The organism is Streptosporangium sp. 'caverna' (assembly GCF_003203775.1).
GTDB classification, from domain to species: domain Bacteria; phylum Actinomycetota; class Actinomycetes; order Streptosporangiales; family Streptosporangiaceae; genus Streptosporangium; species Streptosporangium subroseum.
The window spans coordinates 4,890,240-4,912,618 of sequence record NZ_CP029711.1 but is presented as its reverse complement, the minus strand read 5'-3'; the positions used below and the strand labels follow the sequence as shown (position 1 = coordinate 4,912,618).

Genomic DNA, 22,379 nt, shown 5'->3' with positions numbered 1-22,379 from the left:
GCCTACGATCCCCGCGCTCTTGCTGCGGAGCGGAAGGGCGTCATGGGGCCCATCTGGATGCGGCCGAACAAGGTCAATTTATTGATCTACATTGTAAAGGCATCCGATTGATTTCAAGATCATTTACACAATGGACTAAAGACTCACCGACCACAAACAGGCAGCCCGGTGGAATCGTTCGGGGTGAGGGTCTTGAGGAATGGCGTTCCCCGCCATTCCTCGGTGAGAAGGATCCCAAAGCGACGGAAGGTGCGCCGAGCGCGCCAGGCGTGGTGCTGGTCGTCTTAGGCTGCGGCGGTCTCTTTGCGGATGACCGGGGCGATCTCGGTGGCCAGCAGTTCGATGGAGCGTTCGACCAGATGCGGGGGTAGGCCGCCTAGGTCGATCTGGCCGATGAAGCGGTCGGCGCCCAGCAGTTCGCGTTCGGTGAGGAGTTTGTCGATGATCTGCTGTGGGCTGCCGGTCATCAGCGCGCCGAACGGGCCTGCCGCGGCTTCGAGCTCGGTGGGGCCGACCAGCCAGCCGCGCCCACCTGGGGTTTTGGGGCGCAGGTACTCGTGGTAGTACGGATAGAGGGTGTCGCGGGCGCCCTGGGAGGTTACGGCGGCGAAGAAGTGGCTGGTCACACCGAGCTGGAGGGTATCGCGGGGGTGGCCTGCGGCAAGTCCGGTGGCGCGGTAGTGCTCGACCAGGGCGGCGGCACGACGGATGTCACCGCCGATCAGGCCGAGCACCATGGGCAGGCCGAGGCGTCCGGCGCGTTCGGCGCTGGCAGGGGTGCCGCCCACACCCAGCCACAGCGGCAGTCGTTGCTGCACCGGCCTCGGGGGGACCTGTGCGTCGTTGAGGGCGGGACGGAAGCGCCCGTTCCAGGTGACGCGCTCGCTTTCGCGCAGGGCCAGCAGGAGGTCGAGCTTGTCGGTGAAGACGGCGTCGTAGTCGGCCAGGTCGACGCCGAACAGGTCAAAGGCTTCGGTGAAGGCGCTGCGGCCGGCGATGATCTCGGCGCGGCCGTCGCTGATCAGGTCGAGGGTGGCGAAATCCTGGTGCAGGCGGACCGGATCGAGCACTGACAGCACCGATACGGCGCTGGTCAGCCTGATGCGCTCGGTTGCCTGGGCGACGGCGGCCAGTACGACAGCCGGGGAGGAGACGGCGAAGTCGAGGCTGTGGTGCTCGCCCAGGGCGAAGACGTCCAGACCGGCTTGGTCGGCGGCGATGCCGTAGGAGACGATCTGCCTGATACGGCGGGCCGCATCGTGCGGCCGGCCGGTGTCCGGGTCGGTCTGCAGGTCGCTGAGCGACAGGATGCCCAGTTCCACGGAGGTTCTCCTTGGGTCAGTTGCTGATGGCGGGCATGGTGCGCACGTAGCGGGTCCGGTGGACGCGGGAGGCCGCGATCATCCGCCGACGGTGAGCCCGCGCTCTTGTCCGCAGCTCGGCGCCTGGTCGCGCCGAACCCGGCGGGCTACAGGGCGTACGGGCCGAAACGGCCCCAGGCGACGATGGCGGCCGCGACGAACAGCGCGGTGTTGAACGCGATCGCTGACGGCTCCTTGCGGCGGACGTGGGTGAGCGCGGCCCCCACCATGACCAGGGCCAGGCCGGTTGCGGCCAGGGGGGTGAGGATCGGGCCGATTTCGGTGGCGGCGGGCAGGATGAGCCCGAGCGCGCCCGCCAGCTCAACGATCCCGATGAAGCGGACGGTTCCTGCCGAGAAGTCGGCCGTCCACGGCAGCTTGGGTTCGAGCTTGTCCTTGGACTGGGTGGACTTCATTATCCCGGCCATGGCGAACATGGCGGCCAAGACCGCCTGCAGGATCCATAGGAACACGTTGATTGTCTGGGGTCTTTCTTTTTGTTTACGGGTTGGGGGATGTGGTCGCCTGGGTCAGGCGACGTAGTTGATCTCGGCGCGGTCGCGGTTGCGGTATAGGTCCCAGTAGGTGGTGGCGATGGCGTCGGGCTCGGCCTCGGGCGGGCCGGAGCCGATCCAGGCGCTGATGGCCACGTGTGCTGCGTAGACGCCGGTGCCGTCGAGGACCTGGTGGAGGTTGAGCACCCAGTTGCGCAGCGCGGCGGCGGCGTTGATGTTGCCCATGGCCGGGTGTGGAGTGATCGAGCCGCCGCCGGTGGCGAACAGCAGCGTGCCGGCGCCCGCTTCACGCATCGCGGGTAGAACCTGGGCGGCGGCGGTGATCGCCCCGTACAGGTAGTACTCGATCTGCGGCTGGAGATTGGCGGGGTGGTCTCCAGCGGCCCGGCCATCTCCACCTCGCGGGTGGCGGAGGAGTACTCCAGTACGTCCACGTGGCCGAAGCGTTGCTTGACCTGGTCGAACGCGGCTGCCAGCGAGGGCTGGTCGGTGACGTCGGCGGTGAACGCCGCAGCGCTCACCCCGTGTTCCTTTAGGTGGGTGACGAGCGTGGCGAGCTTGGCGGCGTCACGGGCGACGAGTGCGACCTCGAAGCCGCGGCCACCGAACTCCTTGGCGATGGACAGCCCCAGGCCTGGTCCTGCGCCGACGATGGTGATCACAGGCATGATCGGTGAATCTCCTCAGCCGATGGTGATGGTGATGGCGAGCTTGCCGAGGGCTCCCGCGCCGAAGTCGGCGAAGGCCTGAGGCGTCTGCTCGATCGGGTAGGTGGTGGTGATCGGGACGCGGACTGCGCCGGAGACGGCGTCGGCGGCCAGCCGTGTCAGGGTTGCCTCGTCGGGGTTGGCCATCACCGCCACCACGGTCAGGTCACGGCCGGGCAGTGCCTCGGAGGTCAGACCGAGCGTGGAGGCCAGGCGCCCGCCGTCGGCGACCAAGCCGGCGATTTGCTGTCCGTCGCCGGCCAGGTGCAGGGCCGCGGCCACGCCGTTCGGGGCCAGGGCGCGGACCTGGGCGGCCAGGTCGCCGCTGTAGTCGACGATCTCGGCTTTGCCGCCGGTCAGTTCGGTGATCAGGTCGGCCTCGGCGCCGGGACGCGCGGTGGCGATGACGCGGGCGCCGCGGGCGGTGGCGTACTGGATCGCGATCGCGCCGACCCCGCCGCTCGCCCCCGCCACCAGTACGGTCTCGCCCTCGCCGGGGTTCACGGCCTCGATCGCGGTGAGCGCGGCGGTGCCCGCCAGGCCCAGGGCGCCCGCCTCGGCGACCGGCAGCCCTTCAGGGATGGGGGCGAGACCGACGGCGGTGGGGACGCTCACGTACTCGCCGAGCGAACCGGTGCCCAGGAACGGCTTCGTCACCACCCCGAATACCTGGTCGCCGACGGCGTAGCCGGTGACGCCCTCGCCGAGGGCGGCGACGGTGCCGGCGAAGTCCTTGCCGATCACCAGCGGGTAGCGGTGCTCCATCATGCCCTGCAGGTAGCCGGCCGCGGTGGCGGCGTCGAATCCGTTGATCGAGGACGCGGATACCTTCACCAGTACCTCCCCGGCCTGCGGGGCCGGGGTGTCCAGTTCGGTCAGCTGCGGGGTCGCCGGGACGGACGACAAGGTCACAGCACGCATGGCGTTCTCCTTCATGGAAGTGGAAAGGTTTATCCGTTTTCGTCACCGACTCTAACACCACAATCGGATAGGGCGTTCCACTTAAGGGTTACGATGAGGAGATGACCTCCGCCGATCACCTCCACCCGAACGGCACCGCCTCTGGACGGAGCGGCGAGACTGTCCCGCCGCTGCGCAAGGACGCCGAGCGCAACCGCGAGCGCATCCTCGCCGCGGCCCGCCAGGCCTACGCCGAGGCCGGTCTGGAGGTCTCCATGGCCGAGGTCGCCCGCCGTGCCGGGGTCGGCATCGCCACCCTGTTTCGCCGTTTTCCCACCCGCGAGGACCTCATCGACGCCGTCTTCGCCGACCGTATGGACGCCTATCTGGCTGCCGTCACCACGGCCCTGGCCGATCCCGACCCCTGGGATGGCTTCACCGGCTACATCGAAGCCATCTGCGCGATGCAGGCCGCCGACCGCGGTGTCGCCGACCTGCTCACCATGACCTTTCCCACCGCCAAGGCCCTGGAGGCCAAGCGCGCCCGCGCCTATGACGCCTTGATGCAGCTGGTCGACCGGGCCAAGGCGGCTGGACGCCTGCGTCCCGATTTCACGTCCCAGGACGTGGTGATCCTGCTCATGGCCAATGCGGGCGTCGTCTCCGCCACCGGTCAGGCCGCCCCGGACGCCTGGCGGCGCCTGGTCGGGTACATGCTCCAAGCCTTCGCCGTCCACGAACCCGCGGGCCTGCCGGCCGCACCCACGCCGACCGCCTTGTATCGCGCCATGCTCCACCTCGGGCGAGCTGGCCGTGCCGACGCCTAATGATCGCGCGGCCGACGTTGTACCGGCAACCGTTGTGGCGATTGACCACCCGGGCCTTCACGCTGAGGTAGGCACGCCGCGGAGATGTCGAGTCGGGTTCGGTGCTGTCAGACGATGTTGCTCTCGCGCAGCTGCCGTAGTAGCCGCGTCAGTTCGCGCAGGTCGGAGGCGCTCCACCCGCTCAGCGCGGTCGTCCACATCTGTCGCTGCTCGGCGAGGACCGCCGTCACCCGGCTCCTGCCCTCGCCGGTGAGGCGTACCAGCCGGGCGCGGGCGTCGGCTGGGTCGGGCAGTCGTTCGACCAGGCCGAGCCGCGCTACCGCGTCGATCTGCCGGGTGGCGGTCGACTTGTCCAGCCACAGCGCCTCGGCCAGCTCGGACATGCGCAGCGGCTCTTGGCGGGCCAGTACCAGAAGGACCGGCAGCGCCGTGGGGTCGAGGTCTGGGTGCAGGGCGCGCGCCTGGTCGCGGTGCACGCGTCGGGACCGGCGGGCGATGGCGGCCACCTCGTCCTGTACGGCCGAGTAGAGCTCCTCCTCGGGCCCCTGCACGCCCAGGCCGGGGTTCAGTGGCTGGTCCGCGACCATGTGACGGGCAGGGATTGAACGCCGTAGACGACGTGGTGGGGGCGGAAGCGGATCTCGTCGGCGGGCACGGCCAGGGCGAGATCGGGGAAGCGCCGCAGCAGGGCGGGGAACGCGATCCGCATCTCCGCCCGGGCCAGTGGGGCGCCGAGGCAGTGGTGTGCGCCGTGGCCGAAGGCGATGTGCGGGCGGGGGTCGCGGGCCAGGTCGAGCCGGTCGGGGTCGTCGATGAAGCGCGGGTCGCGGTTGGCCGGGGCCAGTGCGAACAGCACCTGTTCGCCCGCGCGGATGGTCTGGCCGCCGATTTCGACGTCCTGGGTCGCGGTGCGCGGGATGCCGGAGTGGGCGACGCTGAGGAAGCGCAATAGTTCCTCCATCGCGCGTTCCACCTGGGCGGGGTTGTAGAGGGTCGCGCGCAGGCGGGCCTCTTCCTCGGGGTGGGTCAGCAGCGCGAGTGTGCCGACGGCGAGCATGTTCGCGGTCGTCTCGTGACCGGCGGTGAGCAGCAGGCCGGCGATGTTGGTGAGGGCGTCGGCGTCGAGTTCGTCGCCGTGCTGGGTGACCAGCATGCCGAGGATGTCGTCGCCGGGTGCGGCTTGGGCGCGGGCGACCAGCTTCGCCATGTACGCGTGGCTTTCTTGGCTAAGCCTGCTGCGTTCCTCGGTGGGCAGGGAGGTGTCGGTCATGCGCGAGGTGCGGTCTTGGAATTCGGAGCGGTCGCCGTACGGCACGCCCAGCAGTTCGCAGATGACCATGGACGGGATGGGCAGCGCGAAGTTCTCCACCAGGTCGGCGCCCGGCCCGGCCTGCTCCAGCAGGTCCAGGTGCTGCTCGACGATCTCGGCGATGCGCGGGTCGAGCCGCCGCATCCGCCGCATGGTGAACTCGGGCGTCAGCATCCGCCTTAGGTGGGTGTGCTCGGGCGGGTCGAACGCGAGCAACTGCCCTTTACGCCTCCGGGCGAGCGTCTCCGGGCTGATGCCCGCCGCGGCGGCGCGCTCCGCCGCCCCGCCCATGAGGGTGTTGCTGAACCGGGAAGGATCCGACAGCACCTGTCGCACGTCGGCGTACTGGGTCACCAGCCAGGCCTCGCCGCTTCCGAGGGTCACCGGGACCTTGGCCAGGCCGCCGCTCTCCCGTAGTGCCACCGCCTCGGGGGCAGGGTCCAGACCCTGGCGTGCCATGTACAACGGCACCGCGGATTGCTCTGCCATCGGCTCCTACCTCCGAATAGATTAGTTGATACTTGCAACCTATGTTCCGATTCCACAATCCGCAAACCCAAGAGTCAGGTAGAGGCTTCGCATCGCCTGTGTGGGCTCGTCTTGACGCCGTGCCGTGCGCACGGTGGTAGTCGTGACTGGGGATGCCGGACGAGACCTTCGCCTCCGCGGGGCACGCCTCAGTGGCCAAGCACCTGTATCGCCGCGCCGGGGTCGGCCCGTCGGACATCGACGTCGCCCTGATCTACGACCACTTCTCGCCGATGGTCATCATGCAACTGGAGGAGTACGGGTTCTGCGCCAAAGGCGAGGGTGGCCCGTTCGTGGAGAGCGGCGCCATCCGATACAAGGGCGGGTCGATCCCGGTCAACACGCACGGCGGGCAGCTGTCCGAGGCGTACATCATCGGCATGACGCACGTGCGTGAAGGCGTCGAGCAGATGCGCGGCGCGGCAGTCAACCAGGTCGAGGGCGCTGAACTGGCGCTGGTGACCGGAGGGCCGGCGGCGCTGCCCGTTAGCGGGCTCATTCTCGGGAGGGACTCATGAACGCGGTGAAGGCACAGGCCCTGCCCGGAGACTACGTGCGGCTCGGGATCCGAGCCCTTCTGACAGGCCGCCAAGGCGGAGCGGCTGAGCGCGCCGCAGTGCGGCGCCTGCGGCGTGTTCCGGTTGCCTCCCACGCCGTTCTGCCCGAACTGCCAGTCCACCGACGTGAACTGGGTGGAGCTGTCCGGCCGGGCCACCGTGTTCAGCTACTCGATCGTCCGTGGGTTCCCCGGGCTGCCGGACATCGTCCTGGTCCCGGTCGTGGTCGACCTGCCCGACGCGCCCGGCGCGCGGCTGGTCAGCAACGTCATCGACGTCGACCCGGCCGACGTGTGCATCGGCATGGAACTTCAGGTGGTCTTCTCCCCGGTGCGGGACGGCTGGCTCCTGCCGATTTTCCGGCCCGTCGAGAACGGGCATGTAGCCAGGACATAGCGCAGCCCACGGACCTCGGAGGAGATGCCGAGCCGGACCTGCGCCACTGTCCGCGTCAGTAACTCGCGTCGGTCAGCTTCGGCGTCCGCCTCTGGGTGCTGTCCATGCCCGTTTCCATGAGGCCGCCATCGGGCCGTGTCTCTGAGCGCGCTCATATGGCGGCGAACCCAAGTCGTCTGAGCGTTCACGTTGCTCCCTGGGACGCGTACTACGTTGTTGATTCGGTCGTTTGCAGACCGGAATTGCCATGGCATGCGTCGCGATCGAGCATGACCTGGACGTCATCCGCGCGTCGGACTGGGCGGTGATCGGCCTCGGTCCCGGGGGCGGCAGGGACGACGGTGAGATCATGGCTGAGGGCACGCCGCGGGAGGTCGCCTCGTCCCCGCGTCGCTGACGGGGCCTTCCTGCGTACGCCTCGCTGACGGAACCTGGGCTACTTGCGGCTCTTCGCCTGGCGGCGGGCGCCCCAGTCCACCAGCGGCTGCAGGACGGACATCAGTTCCTCGCCGTCCGGCGACAGTGTGTAGAGGATCTGCACCGGCGTGCTCGGGATGACCACGCGGTCGATGAACCCGTCCGCCTCGAGCTCTTTGAGCCGCTGGGAGAGCAGCCGGTCGGAGATCCCGACCACCATCGTCCGGTATTCGCCGAACCGGCGGGCGCCCCGTAGTGCGGCGAGCAGGATCGCCCCCGTCCACCGGCGGCCGACCAGTTCGAGCGCGTCCGGGAAGGTCCGACAGCCGGCCTCGTCGATGTCCGGATCTCTCGGCAGTACTTGATTAGCCACTTATCCAAAGTTAGTAGCTAATGGGCGAATTGCCAAGATGGGGAGGGCCGCCAGAAGATTGACGCATGACCGATTACGGACACTCCATCACCTTTGGGTTGAGCCTCGATCCCGGTCTCGATCAACTCGCCGAGACCAGATCGCTCGCCCGCGCCGCGGCCGACGCCGGGCTGGAATACCTGGCGGTCCAGGACCACCCCTACCAGCCGGGTCACCTCGATACCTGGACGTTGGTCAGCCACCTGTCCGCAGTGACCGACCGTATCTCCTTCTTCACCGACGTCGCGGACGTGCAGCTGCGCCCGCCGACCATCCTGGCCAAGGCCGCCGCCTCGCTCAGCACGCTCACCGAGGGCAGGTTCGTTCTCGGGGTCGGCGGCGGCGCAACCGCCGACGGCATCGCCTCGATGGGCGGTGTGCGCAGGAACGGCCCTGAGATGGTCTCCTTCACCGAGGAGGCCCTGCAGATCATGCACCGGGCGCTGGCGGGCGGCACGGTGAGCTTCCGCAGCGACCAGCACAAGATCGACGGATACCTCGCCGGGCCGGTCCCTTCGGCGCCGGTCCCGATCTGGCTCGGCAGCCAGGGGCGCCGCATGCTCGCCGTCACCGGACGGCACAGCGACGGCTGGATCTCCCCTCTCAACATCTACGTGCCTCCGGACACGGTGACGGCCCGGCAGCAGATCATCGACGAGGCGGCCCAGGAGGCCGGGCGCGATCCCCGGTCGGTCCGCCGGATCTACAACGTCATCGGTGCGATCGGCCCCTTCCGGGGCGGGCAGGGCCTGATCGGCGAGGCGAAGGTGTGGGGCGACACGCTCACCGAGTGGGCGGTCGAGCTCGGCTTCGACACGTTCGTGTTCTGGCCGCTGACCCAGGCCCGGGCCCAGCTCGACGTGTTCGCCGCCGAGGTCGTCCCCGCCGTGCGCGAGCGCGTGAGCGCGATCAGGGGACGGCGTTGAAACCGGACCTCTCCACGCTTCCCCGCGAGCTGCGCGACAAGATCGTCACTTCGGGGGATCGCCGGTACGGCATGCTCCAGTCGACGTACGCCAAGGTCTCCCGGCCGGCGGCTGTCCTGGTGCCCGAGACCACCGAGGAGGTGGTCGTCGCGCTCCGCTTCGTCCGTGAGCAGGGCCTGCCCCTTGCCGTACGGAGCGGGGGACACGGCCTTTCCGGACGCGCCTCCAACGACGGCGGTCTCGTCATCGACCTGTCGGCCATGAACGGCATCGAGGTGCTCGACCGGCGCACCAAGATGGTCCGCGTCCAGGCCGGGGCCCGCTGGGCGCAGGTCGCGGCGGCCCTCGCGCCGTACGGGCTGGCGATCAGCTCGGGCGACCACGGCAACGTCGGTGTCGGCGGCCTGGCCACCGGCGGCGGCATCGGCTGGATGGTGCGGCAGTACGGCCTGACCATCGACCACATCCGCGCCGTCGAGGTGGTGCTGGCGGACGGGAGGGTCGTGCGGGCGGACGAGCACAACGAGCCGGACCTGTTCTGGGCGGTCCGGGGCGCCGGCGCCGGGGTCGGCATCCTCGTGGCGTTCGAGATCGAGGCGATGGAGCTGCGCAACGTCGGGTACGCGCAGATCGTCGTGGAGGTCGACCGCGACGGCCGCGCGCTGCGGCAGTGGGCCGACCTCATGGCTGCGGCTCCGCGGGAGCTCACCACCGCGACCATGCTGATGCCGTACGGGAACTCACTCGCCTTCTCGATCGCCGCCGTGGTCGCTACGGAAAGCTCCCGCCGCATACGGGCGGCCGTGGAACCGCTGCTCGGCATCGGTGTCAACTTGCTGGATCAGAGCGTGCAGATCGTCCCGTATCCGGACATGGTCTCCACGGCGCACCTGCACGCGAATGTCGGTCAGCAGCCCGTCATCACGACCAGCGGGTTCCTCCCCACGATGACCGACGAGGACGCGGCGGCGATCGTGCGGGCCGCGGCGGGGCCGCACCGCCCTCTGTTCCAGCTGCGTTCCATGGGCGGAGCGGTGAGCGACGTGCCGTCCGACGCCACCGCCTTCGCGCACCGGCGCCACGGGGCCCTCCTCATCGGCAACATGTTCCCGCCTGGGGGCGCCAAGGCACTCGACGCGGCCTGGCGCGGTCTCGCCCTGCGTTTCGAGGGCCCGTACGTGGGATTCGAGAGCCGTCCGGGCCGCCAGGCGTTCGCGCGCGCCTATCCCGGCGCGACCGGCAGGCGCGTGTCCGAGGTATGGCGGCGTTACGACCCCGACGGCGTCTTCGGAGCCTTCTGGGCATGACCTGCTGTCCGGGCGGTCCCGGTGAGGCACCCCGGGCCAGGTGGCCGCGGATGAGAGCGGCACGGTCCAGGTGGATGCTTGACATCATGGGCATTGATGGGCATTGACCAGCCAGGTCTCGAACCCGGCCATCTCCAGCAGCGCGCCGGTCATCGTCGCATACGTCCGCACCTCCTGCAGGCGCCGCCTCGGCCGGTCCTCGTCCGGCACCCGCGCGCAGCAGACCAGGAAGGATTTCCCGATATCCAGTGCCGCGACCCTCTCGACGATCTCCTCATGGTCCCTGGCTTCCTCCAGCATGCCGCTTCTCTCGCCGCCGTCGCTTACGAGCACCCTGCACGAGTTGCCCGCGAGAGCCGCAAGGACGAAGCGAATCTAATCCGCGTGCTCAAAGCACAGTGAAGGGCCCATGGCGCGGCTCCCGGCGTCCGACTAACAAACGGCCTCAAGCAGACCAAGCATCTACAACGTCGGCGAGCAACCACCCCGTTTTCATCCCGGAATGGGGCATTCGCCAGGGATGGTGCTCGGCGGCGCTCCGGCCGCCGCGGTGGTCTTCACGCGCGACGTCGACAAGCGGACCGGCAACGACCCCCGTGTGCTCGCGCTCACCGCCCGCGTCGGGCAGGCGCCGGTTTCCACGCGGGCCGCATTGGCCGAGCTGCGGTCATCCGTGCGGGCCGAGAAGCTCACCGAGATGGCCACCGAGTTCGACCGCGTGCACACAACATCCAGCGGGCGGTCGACGTCGGCTCGGTGGATGCGATCACCAGCTGCGGCCGCAGATCATCAAGGCTGTCGAGCAGGGCCTCGCCCGACAGGCCTGACCAGGCACGTCACCGGGCCGGTGGCGGCTCTGCTTGCCGCGTCGGCCCCAATGAACCAATGACCAGTTCGATCAGCGCGCCGATCTGCTTGTGGGAGTACGGGCCCAGATGCAAGAGCAGCCGGTAGTAGATCGGTCCGTACAGCAGGTCGACGGCCATCTCCAGATCCGCGTCAGGAGCGAGCTGCCCCTGCTCCCGCGCGAGGCGCAACCGCTCTCGCGCAGCCTCGATCCTGGGTCCGAGCAGCTGTTCGAGCAGTTTGCGCGCGAGCGCCTCGTCGTGCTGGGTCTCGGCGATGATCCCGGCGTAGACGGTGGCGCGAGGGCCGGTCATGAAGTAGTCGACCACGGCGGTCATCTGGTTCCTGAGGTCGGTGACGATGTCACCGGTATCGGGAAACTGGGTCACCTCGCCCACCATCTCCACCATCGCCTCCAGGACGACGGCGCCCTTTGCCGGCCACCACCGGTAGATCGTCTTCTTACTGACCCCCGAGCGCGCGGCGATGGCCTCGACCGTCACCTTGCCGTAGCCCTCCTCGACGCACAGCTCCATGGCGGCAGCCAGGATCGCCCGATGGCTCTTCTCGCTGCGTCGTTGCGGGTTCGGTGACGTTGCCATAACGCCAGGCTACCAAGAAACGGCACGTGTCGTGTTGACAGGTGATCGAAGACAGCCTCACAATCCTGAACCAAGACACGACACGTATCGTGTCTTTCAATGCGAGAAAGTGAGTGATCGATGAACCGATGGGCAGCACTCCTAGTGCTCTGCGTGATGCAACTCATGATCATCCTCGATGGGACGATCGTCACCGTCGCCCTGCCCACCATCCAGAACGACCTGTACTTCTCCCAGGCCGCCCTGTCCTGGGTTGTGAACTCCTACCTGATCGCGTTCGCCGGCCTGCTCCTGCTGTCGGGCCGCCTCGGCGACCTGCTGGGCGGCAAGCGGGTGTTCCTCGGCGGCATGACCGTGTTCACCCTCGCCTCGCTGCTGTGCGGCCTGGCCACCAGTCAGGAAATGCTGATCGCGGGTCGGGCCCTGCAGGGGATCGGGGCCGCGCTGGCCTCGGCGGTGATCCTCGGCATGATCATGAAGCTGTACCCGGATCCCGGCGAGCAGGCCAGGGCTATGGGGATCTACAGCTTCGTCTCGGCCGGAGGCGCCTCAGCCGGGCTGATCACCGGCGGTCTCATCGCCGAAGCACTCGGCTGGCACTGGGTGTTCCTCATCAACCTGCCGATCGGCGCTCTGGCCCTGATCGCTGGCATCCGGCTGCTCTCCGCAGAGGAGCCACTCGGCCTGCGCGCAGGGGCCGACGCCGTCGGCGCCGTCCTGGTCACCACGGGCCTGTCGCTCGGCGTCTTCACCATCTCGCAGATCTCCGAGGGGCATCGGGGCGCCGGTGAGCTGATCGCGTACGGTGTGGTGGCCGTCGTTCTGCTGGCGGCGTTCGTCGTGCGCCAGGCCAAGGCGGCCCGGCCCCTGCTGGCGTTGCGGATCTTCCGCAACCGTGAGACCACCGGCGCCAACATCGTGGTGGTGCTGGTCTTCGCCGCCGGATTCGGCTTCCAGTTCCTCAACGCCCTGTACCTGCAGCGGGTGCTCGGGTACGACTCGATGCAGACCGGTCTGGCCTTTCTGCCCGCCCCACTGGTGATCGGCACCGTGTCGCTGTTCTTCTCGGCTCGGCTCACCGCACATTTCGGCACGCGCCGCGTGCTGCTGACGGGCCTGCTCGCCCTCGGCCTCGGTCTGCTGCTCCTCAGCCGGGCGCCGGTGGACGGCGACTACTGGATCGACATCGCCCCGACGCTGTTCATTCAGGGGCTTGGCATGGGCCTCGCCGTCCCGGCAGTGATCATGCGCGCCATGTCGAGCGTCTCTCCCGCCGACGCCGGGCTCGCCTCCGGCCTGAACAACACCGCCCAGCAGGCCGGGGCCGCGGTCGGCCTCGCCGTACTGGCGACGGTGGCCACCGGGCGCAGCAACACCCTGGCCGCACAGGGTGTGCACACCGTGACGGCGTTGCGCGACGGCTATAGCCTGGCCTTCCTGGTCGCCGCCGTCCTGGTGTTCCTCGGCTGGGTTGTGACCTGGTTCGTCCTTAAGGACACCCCCAGGAAGCTGTACGGCGAAGCCGCCACCGAGGCACCTTTGGCGGCAGCTCTATGAGCACTCCTCCACCCATCCGAGTCGGAGTGGTCGGCGGGCACGCGGCGCGTGGCTGGGCACGGGCCGTTCACCTGCCCGCGCTCGCGGCGCTGCCCGACTACGAGATCACCGCGGTCGCCGGCACCAGCATGGAGTCCGCCAACGCGGCGGCCGAAGTCTGGGGCGCCACCCACGCCTTCGACGACCCGTACGCACTCATGGTCCACCCCGAGGTCGACTTGGTAACCATCGCGGTGCAACTGACCGAGCGCGACGGGCTTGTGGAGGCCGCCATCGCGGCGGGCAAGCACGTCTACAGCGAATGGCCACTGGCCCTGTCCGCCACCATCGCCGAAGACTTCCGCTCGCTTGCGGAAAAGGCAGCTGTGCGGCACGCGGTCGGCCTGCAGAGCAGGAACCATCCCGCGATCCGCTATCTGCGCGACCTGCTAGCGAAAGGCAAGGCAGGCGACGTGCTGTCGGCCTCGCTCACCTACTCGCTGGCGGCGCCGGAGGTGTGGTCGCAACGGTATGCAGCGCTGTTCGACCAAGCCAAGGGGGTGAACCATCTCGCGGTGGTGGGCGGGCACTCCATCGACATGTTCCGATCCGCCATGGGTGACATCACCGAACTGTCGGCGACGCTGGCGACCCGCATCACCCCCATCACGCTGGAGGAGACCGGCGAGCGGATCGAGGTGACCTCGCCCGACCAGATCGTGGTCAGCGGGCTCCTGGAGTCCGGCGCTGCGGTGGCCGTGCACCTCATGACCGGCGGCCCCAGCGGCGACGGCTTCAGGGTCGAGGTGCACGGGCGGGCCGGGCGGCTGGTCCTGTCCTCAGCGGACGACTCGCTGGTCGGCCCGGAGTTCACCCTACACTTCGCCGACGGCACCGGCGCTCCGGTCGAGCTGCCCGTGCCGGATCGCTATCGCCGGGTCCTGCCTGACGCTCCGCCCGCCGTACGCAATGTCCACCAGGTCTACGCCGATCTGGCGCGCGGGATCCGCAGCGGCGAGCCGATCGAGCCCGACTTCGCCACCGCAGCCGGCACGCATCGGATTCTCGACGCCATCAAGCGCGCCGCAGCAACCGGTGAACGGCAGCGCCTGACGTGAAACGCTCAGCGCCGAGACGGCCGACGGCTGTTTCGGCGCTAGGAGCTGTTCAGAGTTCGGATCATGTGGTTGAGGTGAGAAGTTTCAGCCACATGATCGAGCCTCGCAGATAGAGTCCGGCCTCGTAGCTTTCCGGGGCTTTGTCGTAGCGGGTAGGTGCGCCACGAGGCGCCATGGAGTCGAGTGAGGTGAGAGACCTTCACCGCCGGGTTGTCGTAGCAATCCGGCTGATGCTGGGGGCAGTTCGTCTCGGAGGATGCCGAGGCGGGCGGTAAGCAGCCCTGACAACGTCGGGATGGACTGGCACTGCCAGACGGTTCGGGTCCGGCTAGCGAGACGGGAAACGGCACCGGCTCCAACCTGGCGGATACGGGCCGGATGCAGTGCACGACTGTCGGCGAGCTGGCGGTCGACTCCGAAGCCGACTCTACTCATCGGTGGGGAGGCCACGCCGAATGTCTGCGGCGTAGGTGTGGCGATGCTGCCGGAGTAGAGCTGGGCACCTCACCCGTCGATCAATTCCGTGGTGAACGTGGGAACTGTCCGCGGTCGCCCTCCGTGCCGGATTTCCAGTCTGGTCGAGGGCAGGCTCATCGCTGGCTGATGGCTGATGGCTGATGGCTGATGGCTGATGGACAGGGCGGAGGCTCCGTAGTACTCGGAGGCCGGGAGAGCCGGCCGCAGGGGGAAGGGGGCCAGTAAGTCGGCAGTAAGGATGCTGGAATGCCAGGAGGTTGTCGCCGGTGAACACCGACGAGCTGGAGTGGCCTTGATGAAGGCCGAACACCGGGTACTGGAGATCCAGACCAAGCTGCACCGTTGGGCAAACGATGACACTCATCGCAGTTTCAACGATCTGTTCAACCTCGTGGCCGACCCCGCCTTCCTACTGGTGGCGTGGGATCGAGTCCGGGGGAACAAGGGGGCCCGCACGGCCGGAGTGGGCGGGAGAACCGCACGCTCCATCGAGGCCTGGCAGGGAGTCGAGATCTTCCTCGACGGGCTGCGATCTCAGTTGAAAGACCGCAGCTTCCAACCGGTCCCGGTACGCGAGCGGATGATTCCGAAGACGAACGGCAAGCTCCGTCGCCTGGGCATCCCGACCGTGGCGGACCGGGTGGTTCAGGCGTCCTTGAAGCCGGTGCTGGAGCCGGTGTTTGAAGCGGATTCCCTGCCGTACTCGTATGGATTCCGTCCGAACCGCCGGGCTCAGGACGCTGTCGCCGAAACTCGCTACCTCACCAGCCATTCGTATGAGTGGGTGGTGGAAGGCGATATCACGGCGTGCTTCGATGAGATCTCGCATACGGCCCTGATGGACCGGGTGCGGGATCGGATCGGGGACAAGCGGGTGCTGTCCTTGGTGAAGGCGTTCCTCAAGTCCGGGATCATGTCCCAGAACGGAACCCTTACCGACACCACGCACCGGTACCCCGCAGGGTGGGATCCTCTCGCCCCTGTTGGCCAACATCGCACTCTCAGCCCTGGACGAGCACATCGCCCATGCCCCCGGAGGAGCAGGCAGTAGCTCCGAGGAACGGCGCCGCAGACGGCGGCAAGGACTGCCCAACTACCGGCTGGTCCGGTACGCGGATGACTTCCTCGTGCTCGTCTCAGGCAGCCGTGATCACGCTGAAGAACTGCGAAGGAACGTCGCGGAGGCATTGAAGCCGATGGGTCTTCGCTTATCGGTGGAGAAGACGAGGATCACCCACATTGACGAGGGCTTCGACTTCCTTGGATGGCGCATCCAGCGTCACCGGAAGCGGGGAGCGGACCGGCGGTACATCTACACCTACCCGGCGCGCAAGTCAGTGCGCTCGGCGACAGCCAAGGTGAAGGAGCTGACCGGACGACAGAACATCGGACTGTCGCTGACCTCCCTGTTGCACCGATTGAACTCGGTCCTGCGGGGTTGGTGCGCGTACTTCCGTCCGGGGGTTTCGAACGTCGCCTTCTGCTACCTCAGCCACTTCGCGTGGATGCGGGTCATGCGGTGGATCCGGCGCAAGCATCCCGGAATCACATGGAAGCAGCTCCGCCGACGCTACTGCGAAGGCGGCTGGTGGCCCACCACGGAGGAAGGAGAACTGTTCAACCCGGCCAAGGTAAGCACGACAAGATACCGATACCGGGGGACGGTGATCCCCAGCCCGTGGCCCACTACGGCTTGAGAGTCTGACCGGGCTAAAGCGGGACTTGTGGAGAGCCCGGTACTCGGAGACGGGCACGCCGGGTTCGGGAGGCGGCTCGGGGAAACCCACTGGTGGAAAAATCAGCAGGGCGCCCCGAGTCGACCTCACCCAGACCGCGCCAGGTCTTGATCTTCTGGAGACAGCGTTCGACGATGTTGCGCTGCCGGTAGCGCTCCGGATCGAAGACCACGGGCCGCCCGCCCGCTGAACCTTTCTTCTTCCGGTTGGCCCGCTGATCGCTCTTCTCCGGGATGACTGCGCTGATCCGGCGGCGGCGCAGATAGGCACGGTTGGCCTTGGAGGAGTAGGCCTTGTCCGCGGCCACCGCAGCAGAGCGGGTACGAGGCCGGCCGATTGGAGGGAGGATGCGGATCTTGTTCAGGACGGGGATGAACTGCGGGCAGTCGGCGGCTTGGCCGGGCGTGAGCACGAAGGCCAGCGGCAGCCCGGCCGCATCGACCGCGGCATGGACCTTACTGCTCAGCCCGCCTCGGGATCGGCCAAGCCCGGCAGCCTTTGCTCGGGCCTTGCGGTGTCGCCGTGTGGCGGCATGATCCTGGCCCGACGACGCGTCCGCGTCGTTCGCGCTGGGTGTGACCTGCGGCGCATCACCCGCAGCACCGGCCATCACGCGACCAACCCGACCAGCCACAACAGGCTGACCTAACAAAGCACTACTAGCAGTTCTTAGGGTGATCATGGCGAGTAAACGGCGAATCTCGGGCATCATCAAAGGGATCTCCCGATCATTAGCCCGGCTTTGAACTGCGGCAACAGCAGCGTCGGGCAAGAGTTGATGCCGTCGTGTTCGTCAGCGGTGTTCTCGCTGCCAGGGGCATGCCGAACGCCGCAAAAACGTCCAATGGACTTCGGTCATGCGTCCCCGTGCTTGGTTTTAAGGTACTGGTCTCGGTGCCACAGCCGTCTTGCCTGACTGACATCAACGTGACGTTTTCTATGGTGGCGCTGCGGCGAGGCAGTTTCCTGAGCTGCAGGTTCGTCACCTGCTGTCAGTGAAAATCGTCATCGGGATGTCAGTGGTGCCCGCCCTCTGGCTCGCGAATTCGTGTGCGTGTGCGGTTCGGGTATTTCCGTCAGCCCCTCGAAGACCGATCGCATCGCGGTGGCGGTCAGCGTGTGCTCAACAGATCCTGCGGCAATCATGGCCGCGGCGGAGGATCCCGCTTTCAGCACGAGTTCGCCCGCGGCGCTCTTCACACGGGCCGTCGAAGACTGATTCTGAGTGGCGGTAAGCCGTTGTCGGTAGTCCGCCCTCGCGGAGGGAGTACCGGCTGGTCGGTATAAAAAACTGGAGTCCCAACCGGCGCGGCGCGTCCGCATGTCGGGTCGACGATGATCGCTAAGAGGCTCCGGCGAGGGCTGCCCAGGCCGTCGCGGAAGGGACTGGCGGACGGGGCAACGGGCCTCATTCCGGGTGCCTCAGCGATCACTGAAGGTGCAACAAGGACCTCCGGCCTGAGCGCTGCCGTTCGATGCGGATTTATATATAGACATTCTACATATCGATAAGCCGATTGTCGTCATGTCCTGGCAGGATTCCCTAATCATAACGTGACGTTGCGACTTTTGATCGTGTCATCCAGGCATGTTTTGGTAGAGTGCTTGTGTGACTGATGACGCGCCGGACCGACCCGCAGGCGAGCCGAAAACCATCGATTTCGACCTCCGCCCGGAACCGGATCACCCGGCCGGCCCACCCGAGGCAGTGCGCGACGACGACCCGGGCGCCACCACCCGCTCCGACGGCGACCCGGGCGCGGCGACCGTCCCCGCTGATGCGGCGGCCCCGCACGGCCGATGCGCCTGGGACGGCCAGCCGCTGCCGCGCTCCACCGGCCGCCGGCCCCGCCAGTACTGCAGCGACGCCTGCAAAACCGCCGCCTCCCGCGCCCGGCGCAAAGAACAGCTCACCGCGGTGACCACCGCGGTAGCCGAATCCGGCGCGGTCCTGGCCGAAGCACGGCCGTTGCAGGAGGCACTGCGCACCCTCGTTGACCGCTTCGCCGACAAGGTCGACCTGGCCGAAACCGGCGCGCTGGCCCGGATCAGTGCCGCCGAAGCCGAAGCCGCCGAGGACCGCGCGGACGCCGCGATCGCCCGCGAGCAGGCCGCATCCGCCGATCGCGCCCGGATCAGCGCCGAGCGGCGGATGCGCGAGGCCGAACAAGCCCAGCGGCTGGCCGAGGAGCGCGAGGACAACGCCCGCGCCGACCTGGAACGAATCGGGGAAAAGACCCGCGCCGAAGTGCTCGAACTCGGCGAAAAGCTCGGCGACGCCAAGAAGGCCACCGAGCTCGCCGAAAGCGTGACCGCTGACCAGGCCAACCAGCTGCGCGCCCTGCGCACCGAAAACCGCGAGCTGCAGGCCGCCCGCACGGCACTGGACGACGAGCTCACCGAACGCAGCCGCCAGCTGCAGGCCACGCAAAACACCAGCGCCCAGCTGCGGAAACGGCTGGGCGAGCAGAGTGACCGGGCTGCGGCCCTGGCGCTGCAACTGGCCACCGCCGCCGCTGATGCCACCACAGCGCGCGAGGAGACCCTGGCCACCCACGCCGACCTCGAGCGGGTGCGCCAGCGCCACGACGAGCAGACCCAGCACCTGCGCGCCGAGCTGGAGGCCGCCCGGCAGCAGGCCGAGGCCCGCGCCACCGAGCTGATCCGGATCCAGACCCTGCGCGAGGCCGCCCAAGACCTGATCGCCGAGCTGCGCGGCCAGCGCGAAGACCTCAAGGCCCGTCACGACGCCCTGTACGCCGAGGTGGGGAAGCTACGAGCCGACCTCGACCAATTGCGGGTGCAGCCCGCGCCCGGCGCCCCAGAGCCCGAACAGGACCGATGACGCTGGCCCCGGCCGGTGTTGCCGCAGCTCAGAGGGCACCGATGCGCCCGTCAGGCACGGCGTCGGCGGTCGGGGGGCAGAAGCGCCGATTAGAAGGCCGGGATAGACCTGGTGACGGCCTAGGCGACCATGTGGCGGCGACCGGCATCCAGCTGGCATCGGGTCAGATGCGCCAATGGGCTGCCCGTCGTCGTTCTGCACCCTTAAGGCCGAGTTCATCACGTCGCGTTCCACAGCGGCCGCGTACCGGAATCGTCGATCCGACGTCGAACTGGTTGATCAGCGCATGGCCGCTACTGACATCCCGGTGACGATTTTCGCTGACAGAAAATGACGAAACAGCAGGTCAAGAAGCCGCCGCATCATCAAGACCTCGCAGGAAACGTCACCAGATTTCAGCCGGGGAGTATCGCTGCGCCGTCCAGGAGCGCATACACCGAACGAGTCAGGTCACCCGGGCTGGGGAACATCCACTGGGGGAGAGGGCGAAGAGCACTCAAAAATTAGTGCGAAACCGGAACAAAAGCGGCAAGCAAGTGAGGGATCTTTACGTTACTGACACGCAGTGACGATTTCGCTGACATCAAGTGACGAAACCCCATGTCGGCGAAATGACGAATCCCAGATTTGCACAAACCGCACTGGGCCTCCGGAGGATGCCGCTCTCACAACTTGCGGGAATTTACATTCCCGGTAGTTGACTCCAAGTCGCCTGAACGCAACAGATCGTGTTTATTAATTTTGATTTTCCAGAAAATCAAAATGCTAGGCTGGGGCGGTGGAAGAGTCAGGCGCGGTGACGCCGTGTAAGCACTGTGGGACGCCGATCGAGCAGCGCTCCGGGCGGGGAAGGCCCAGGGCCTACTGCCTGCAGGGGGACTGCCAGGCCGTGGCGAAACGCGAACGGGAGATGCGGAGGGCGACACCGGGGCTGGAGGGGGCGCTGGCTCGGGCGGAGGAGTTCTACGACCGCATGGAGAAGGGGATGACCGCGGCGATAGCGCCGCTGGCCCAGGTGCTGGCCGATGAGCTGAGCCCGGCCGGGGTGGAGGCCAAGCTAAGCGCGGTGCAGGCCGAGGCGCACACCCGGGTGGCGATAGCGCGCACCGAGCGGGAGCAGGCCTTCGAGCAGGTACGGCTGGCACGCGAGGCCACCGGACACGCCCGCCGCGAGCGGGAGGCGATGGCGCAGCAGGTGGAAGAGGCCCACGCCGAGCGGGACACCGCGCTGGCCGACGCCGAAAACGCCAGGGAGCAGGCCCTGGCCGCGCTGCACGAGGCGGCCAGCACCGAACGCCTGGCCAGACACGCCGAGCAGGAGGCCACCCGGCGAGCCGAGCGGGCGGAGGCGGCCAGGGACGCGGCGATGCGGGAGAGGGCCGAGAAGGTGGAGGCGGCCGAGACCGAAGCGCGGCAGGCCCGGGCGCAGGCCGTACAGAATCGGCAGCAGGCCGAGCAGGCGCAGGCCGAGCGAGATCAGGCGCGAAGCGCGGCCGACGCCGACCAGAACGCCAAGGTCGAGGCCGAACGCGCCGCCGCCGCGGCGGCGGCGCGGGCTCAGGCGGCCGAATCCGAGCGTGATCGGGCGCTGGCGCGGGCCGACGCCGAGGCTCATGCGCGAGGTCAGGCCCTGGCCGAGACGGCTGAGGCACGGGCCCGGGCGGCGCGCGTGGAGAAACAGGCGGCCGAGCTCGAAAAGCGCACGGCACGCCAGCTGGCCAGAGCCGAGGAGCAGGCCGCGAAGAAGATCGCCGAGGCTCAGGACCGCGCCGCGGGGAAGGTGACCGAGGCCCACGCCGAGCGAGACCAGGCGCGGATGCAGCTGGCAATGGAGCAGATGCGGCTGTCTGACCTGCGTGAACAGGTGGAGGTGCTGCGCGCTGAGGCCGCTCGGCTTCAGGAGCGCGCGATCACCGCGGAATTGCGGGCAAGGGCGGAGGCGAAGGGTTCCGGGGATCCAGGAGCAACGCAACGGTGAGCGGAGACGGCTGTCGCCCTTACCGAATGCAGCCAGAGTTCAGCGGGTCCGTGAGCGGAAGGTGCGGCGGTAGGTGTCCGGGGGCACGCCGACCGTGCGGTTGAAGTGCCGGCGCAGCGTCGTGGCGGTGCCCATGCCGGTGGCCGTCGCGATGGTGTCGACGCCGTCGTCGGTTTTCTCCAGCAGTTCCTGGGCGTGGCGGATCCGCTGGGTCAGCAGCCATTGCAGGGGGGTGGTGCCGGTCGCCGCTCTGAAGTGGCGGCCCAGGTGGCGTGAGCTCATCCGTGCCTGGCGAGCCAGGTCCTCCACGGTCAGCGGCCGGTCGAGCCGTTCGATGATCCAGGGGAACAGGGCGGCGAGCGGGTGGTCGTCCTGGGCGGGCACCGGGGTGGTGACGAACTGGGCCTGGCCGCCGGCCCGGTGCGGCGGTACGACCAGGCGGCGGGCGACGGCGTTGGCGATCGACGCACCGTGGTCGAGGCGGACGAGGTGCAGGCACAGGTCCAGCGCGGCGGCCTTGCCGGCGGAGGTGAGCACGCTGCCGTTGTCCACGTAGAGCACGTCCGGGTCGACCTCCACCCGGGGGTAGCGGGCGGCCAGAACCTCGGTGTGCGCCCAGTGCGTGGTCGCGCGCTTCCCGTCCAGCAGGCCGGCCGCGGCCAGCACGAACACGCCCGTGCAGAGGGAGACCACGCGCGCGCCCGCCTCGTGAGCCGCGCGCACCGCGTCGACCAAGTCGGCGGGTGGATCCTCGTCGACGTCGGCCCATCCGGGGACGATCACGGTGTCGGCGTGCCGGAGCCGGTCGAGCCCGTGGTCGGGCTCCAGCAGGAACCGGCCGACCCGTACGGCGACCGGCCCGCAGACGGTGATGTCGTACCAGGGGACCGTTACGCCGGCCGGGGCGGCGGCGAAGACCTCGTACGCCAGGGACAACTCGAAGTGCAGCATGCCCTCGGTGACGACCAGCGCGACGGTATCCATGTCCGGAATTGTACGGGTCATGGCGTTCCAGACACTCACGGTCGGGTGCCCGCCCCCGTCAGGATGTCCATAGTGGATCATTCAAGCACAGGGGA

The 22,379-nt window shown here is 68.2% G+C and carries 22 protein-coding genes and 3 pseudogenes; 13 read left to right on the top strand and 12 right to left on the bottom strand.

The features are described 5' to 3' along the window. Positions 1-284 precede the first annotated feature (284 nt). From DKM19_RS21660 to DKM19_RS21645, 5 genes and pseudogenes are all read right to left on the bottom strand, one after another. The gene (locus DKM19_RS21660; protein ID WP_110697847.1) at positions 285-1,322 is read right to left on the bottom strand and encodes an LLM class flavin-dependent oxidoreductase; all 1,038 of its coding nucleotides are present in this window, start codon (positions 1,320-1,322) and stop codon (positions 285-287) included. A 146-nt stretch (positions 1,323-1,468) separates the two neighbouring features. Further along, entirely contained in the window at positions 1,469-1,834 is a 366-nt protein-coding gene (locus DKM19_RS21655; RefSeq protein WP_239514370.1) for a DoxX family protein, read from the bottom strand. Positions 1,835-1,891: 57 nt separating this feature from the next. Further along, a complete protein-coding gene (locus tag DKM19_RS51850; protein ID WP_239514369.1) occupies positions 1,892-2,170 on the bottom strand; it encodes a hypothetical protein in 279 nt (92 codons plus the stop codon). A 92-nt stretch (positions 2,171-2,262) separates the two neighbouring features. Beyond that, positions 2,263-2,544, bottom strand: a pseudogene (locus DKM19_RS52990) (SDR family NAD(P)-dependent oxidoreductase); the annotation flags it as partial. Positions 2,545-2,559: 15 nt separating this feature from the next. After that, complete coding sequence (locus DKM19_RS21645; protein WP_110705874.1) at positions 2,560-3,504, bottom strand: NADP-dependent oxidoreductase; 945 nt, start codon at positions 3,502-3,504, stop codon at positions 2,560-2,562. Between the two features lie 101 nt (positions 3,505-3,605). Here DKM19_RS21645 and DKM19_RS21640 point away from each other — a divergent pair, with 101 nt between their 5' ends. Next, positions 3,606-4,310: a TetR/AcrR family transcriptional regulator gene (locus DKM19_RS21640; protein ID WP_110697843.1), complete on the top strand. Its 705-nt coding sequence runs from the start codon at positions 3,606-3,608 to the stop codon at positions 4,308-4,310. A 107-nt stretch (positions 4,311-4,417) separates the two neighbouring features. Here DKM19_RS21640 and DKM19_RS21635 read toward each other — a convergent pair whose 3' ends face one another. Both DKM19_RS21635 and DKM19_RS21630 read right to left on the bottom strand, forming a co-directional pair. Then, entirely contained in the window at positions 4,418-4,897 is a 480-nt protein-coding gene (locus DKM19_RS21635; protein ID WP_110697841.1) for a MarR family winged helix-turn-helix transcriptional regulator, read from the bottom strand. After that, the gene (locus DKM19_RS21630) at positions 4,876-6,108 is read right to left on the bottom strand and encodes a cytochrome P450 (RefSeq protein ID WP_110697839.1); all 1,233 of its coding nucleotides are present in this window, start codon (positions 6,106-6,108) and stop codon (positions 4,876-4,878) included. The genes DKM19_RS21635 and DKM19_RS21630 overlap by 22 nt, the downstream gene beginning before the upstream one ends. 152 nt (positions 6,109-6,260) lie before the next feature. On the opposite strand from DKM19_RS21630, the gene DKM19_RS21625 reads away from it, so the two are divergent. The 4 genes and pseudogenes from DKM19_RS21625 to DKM19_RS49600 all read left to right on the top strand — a co-directional run bounded on the left by DKM19_RS21625 (position 6,261) and on the right by DKM19_RS49600 (position 7,497). After that, positions 6,261-6,665, top strand: coding sequence for a hypothetical protein (locus DKM19_RS21625; RefSeq protein WP_204358920.1), 405 nt, complete (start codon positions 6,261-6,263; stop codon positions 6,663-6,665). Positions 6,666-6,740: 75 nt separating this feature from the next. Next, positions 6,741-6,821: pseudogene (locus DKM19_RS52985) on the top strand (zinc ribbon domain-containing protein); the annotation flags it as partial. A gap of 9 nt (positions 6,822-6,830) precedes the next feature. After that, entirely contained in the window at positions 6,831-7,100 is a 270-nt protein-coding gene (locus DKM19_RS21620) for a Zn-ribbon domain-containing OB-fold protein (protein ID WP_369990593.1), read from the top strand. A 247-nt stretch (positions 7,101-7,347) separates the two neighbouring features. Then, a complete protein-coding gene (locus DKM19_RS49600; protein ID WP_162641659.1) occupies positions 7,348-7,497 on the top strand; it encodes a hypothetical protein in 150 nt (49 codons plus the stop codon). Positions 7,498-7,536: 39 nt separating this feature from the next. On the opposite strand, the gene DKM19_RS21615 is transcribed toward DKM19_RS49600, so the two are convergent. Further along, the gene (locus DKM19_RS21615; protein WP_204358918.1) at positions 7,537-7,890 is read right to left on the bottom strand and encodes a helix-turn-helix domain-containing protein; all 354 of its coding nucleotides are present in this window, start codon (positions 7,888-7,890) and stop codon (positions 7,537-7,539) included. 65 nt (positions 7,891-7,955) lie between these two features. On the opposite strand from DKM19_RS21615, the gene DKM19_RS21610 reads away from it, so the two are divergent. Further along, positions 7,956-8,855: an LLM class flavin-dependent oxidoreductase gene (locus tag DKM19_RS21610; protein WP_110697837.1), complete on the top strand. Its 900-nt coding sequence runs from the start codon at positions 7,956-7,958 to the stop codon at positions 8,853-8,855. Further along, positions 8,852-10,162, top strand: a complete 1,311-nt coding sequence (locus DKM19_RS21605) for an FAD-binding oxidoreductase (protein WP_110697835.1) — start codon at positions 8,852-8,854, stop codon at positions 10,160-10,162. Before DKM19_RS21610 ends, DKM19_RS21605 begins: the two co-directional genes overlap by 4 nt. A gap of 84 nt (positions 10,163-10,246) precedes the next feature. On the opposite strand, the gene DKM19_RS21600 is transcribed toward DKM19_RS21605, so the two are convergent. Together DKM19_RS21600 and DKM19_RS21590 are read right to left on the bottom strand one after the other, a co-directional pair. Continuing rightward, positions 10,247-10,462, bottom strand: a complete 216-nt coding sequence (locus tag DKM19_RS21600; protein ID WP_110697833.1) for a hypothetical protein — start codon at positions 10,460-10,462, stop codon at positions 10,247-10,249. A gap of 536 nt (positions 10,463-10,998) precedes the next feature. Next, a complete protein-coding gene (locus tag DKM19_RS21590; RefSeq protein WP_110697831.1) occupies positions 10,999-11,610 on the bottom strand; it encodes a TetR/AcrR family transcriptional regulator in 612 nt (203 codons plus the stop codon). A 120-nt stretch (positions 11,611-11,730) separates the two neighbouring features. Here DKM19_RS21590 and DKM19_RS21585 point away from each other — a divergent pair, with 120 nt between their 5' ends. The 4 genes from DKM19_RS21585 (at position 11,731) to DKM19_RS50760 (ending at position 16,438) form a co-directional block, all read left to right on the top strand. After that, positions 11,731-13,167: an MFS transporter gene (locus DKM19_RS21585; protein WP_110697829.1), complete on the top strand. Its 1,437-nt coding sequence runs from the start codon at positions 11,731-11,733 to the stop codon at positions 13,165-13,167. Then, on the top strand, positions 13,164-14,264 hold the full coding sequence (locus tag DKM19_RS21580) for a Gfo/Idh/MocA family protein (RefSeq protein ID WP_110697827.1): 1,101 nt from the start codon (positions 13,164-13,166) through the stop codon (positions 14,262-14,264). Before DKM19_RS21585 ends, DKM19_RS21580 begins: the two co-directional genes overlap by 4 nt. Before the next feature lie 772 nt (positions 14,265-15,036). Continuing rightward, positions 15,037-15,792, top strand: a complete 756-nt coding sequence (locus DKM19_RS52550; protein WP_204358917.1) for a reverse transcriptase domain-containing protein — start codon at positions 15,037-15,039, stop codon at positions 15,790-15,792. Beyond that, entirely contained in the window at positions 15,725-16,438 is a 714-nt protein-coding gene (locus tag DKM19_RS50760) for a group II intron maturase-specific domain-containing protein (protein ID WP_204358916.1), read from the top strand. The genes DKM19_RS52550 and DKM19_RS50760 overlap by 68 nt, the downstream gene beginning before the upstream one ends. Before the next feature lie 130 nt (positions 16,439-16,568). Here DKM19_RS50760 and DKM19_RS51840 read toward each other — a convergent pair. After that, positions 16,569-17,087 (bottom strand): annotated as a pseudogene (locus DKM19_RS51840) (IS5 family transposase); the annotation flags it as partial. A 999-nt stretch (positions 17,088-18,086) separates the two neighbouring features. On the opposite strand from DKM19_RS51840, the gene DKM19_RS21565 reads away from it, so the two are divergent. Then, entirely contained in the window at positions 18,087-19,322 is a 1,236-nt protein-coding gene (locus tag DKM19_RS21565) for a hypothetical protein (protein WP_162641657.1), read from the top strand. Between the two features lie 778 nt (positions 19,323-20,100). Further along, complete coding sequence (locus DKM19_RS21560; RefSeq protein WP_110697821.1) at positions 20,101-21,300, top strand: hypothetical protein; 1,200 nt, start codon at positions 20,101-20,103, stop codon at positions 21,298-21,300. Between the two features lie 39 nt (positions 21,301-21,339). On the opposite strand, the gene DKM19_RS21555 is transcribed toward DKM19_RS21560, so the two are convergent. Next, positions 21,340-22,305 carry a helix-turn-helix domain-containing protein gene (locus DKM19_RS21555; protein WP_239514368.1) on the bottom strand — a complete coding sequence of 322 codons (966 nt, stop codon included), beginning with the start codon at positions 22,303-22,305 and terminating at the stop codon, positions 21,340-21,342. Positions 22,306-22,379 lie beyond the last annotated feature (74 nt).

Excerpts from the sequence above, each read along its gene's own strand:
- DKM19_RS52550 (WP_204358917.1), top strand. The coding sequence starts at position 15,037 with ATGAAGGCCGAACACCGGGTACTGGAGATCCAGACCAAGCTGCACCGT.
- DKM19_RS21630 (WP_110697839.1), bottom strand. The coding sequence starts at position 6,108 with ATGGCAGAGCAATCCGCGGTGCCGTTGTACATGGCACGCCAGGGTCTG.
- DKM19_RS21600 (WP_110697833.1), bottom strand. The coding sequence starts at position 10,462 with ATGCTGGAGGAAGCCAGGGACCATGAGGAGATCGTCGAGAGGGTCGCG.
- DKM19_RS21580 (WP_110697827.1), top strand. The coding sequence starts at position 13,164 with ATGAGCACTCCTCCACCCATCCGAGTCGGAGTGGTCGGCGGGCACGCG.
- DKM19_RS21640 (WP_110697843.1), top strand. The coding sequence starts at position 3,606 with ATGACCTCCGCCGATCACCTCCACCCGAACGGCACCGCCTCTGGACGG.
- DKM19_RS21590 (WP_110697831.1), bottom strand. The coding sequence starts at position 11,610 with ATGGCAACGTCACCGAACCCGCAACGACGCAGCGAGAAGAGCCATCGG.
- DKM19_RS21625 (WP_204358920.1), top strand. The coding sequence starts at position 6,261 with ATGCCGGACGAGACCTTCGCCTCCGCGGGGCACGCCTCAGTGGCCAAG.
- DKM19_RS49600 (WP_162641659.1), top strand. The coding sequence starts at position 7,348 with ATGGCATGCGTCGCGATCGAGCATGACCTGGACGTCATCCGCGCGTCG.
- DKM19_RS21585 (WP_110697829.1), top strand. The coding sequence starts at position 11,731 with ATGAACCGATGGGCAGCACTCCTAGTGCTCTGCGTGATGCAACTCATG.
- DKM19_RS51850 (WP_239514369.1), bottom strand. The coding sequence starts at position 2,170 with ATGCGTGAAGCGGGCGCCGGCACGCTGCTGTTCGCCACCGGCGGCGGC.
- DKM19_RS21635 (WP_110697841.1), bottom strand. The coding sequence starts at position 4,897 with ATGGTCGCGGACCAGCCACTGAACCCCGGCCTGGGCGTGCAGGGGCCC.
- DKM19_RS21645 (WP_110705874.1), bottom strand. The coding sequence starts at position 3,504 with ATGCGTGCTGTGACCTTGTCGTCCGTCCCGGCGACCCCGCAGCTGACC.
- DKM19_RS21610 (WP_110697837.1), top strand. The coding sequence starts at position 7,956 with ATGACCGATTACGGACACTCCATCACCTTTGGGTTGAGCCTCGATCCC.
- DKM19_RS21555 (WP_239514368.1), bottom strand. The coding sequence starts at position 22,305 with ATGACCCGTACAATTCCGGACATGGATACCGTCGCGCTGGTCGTCACC.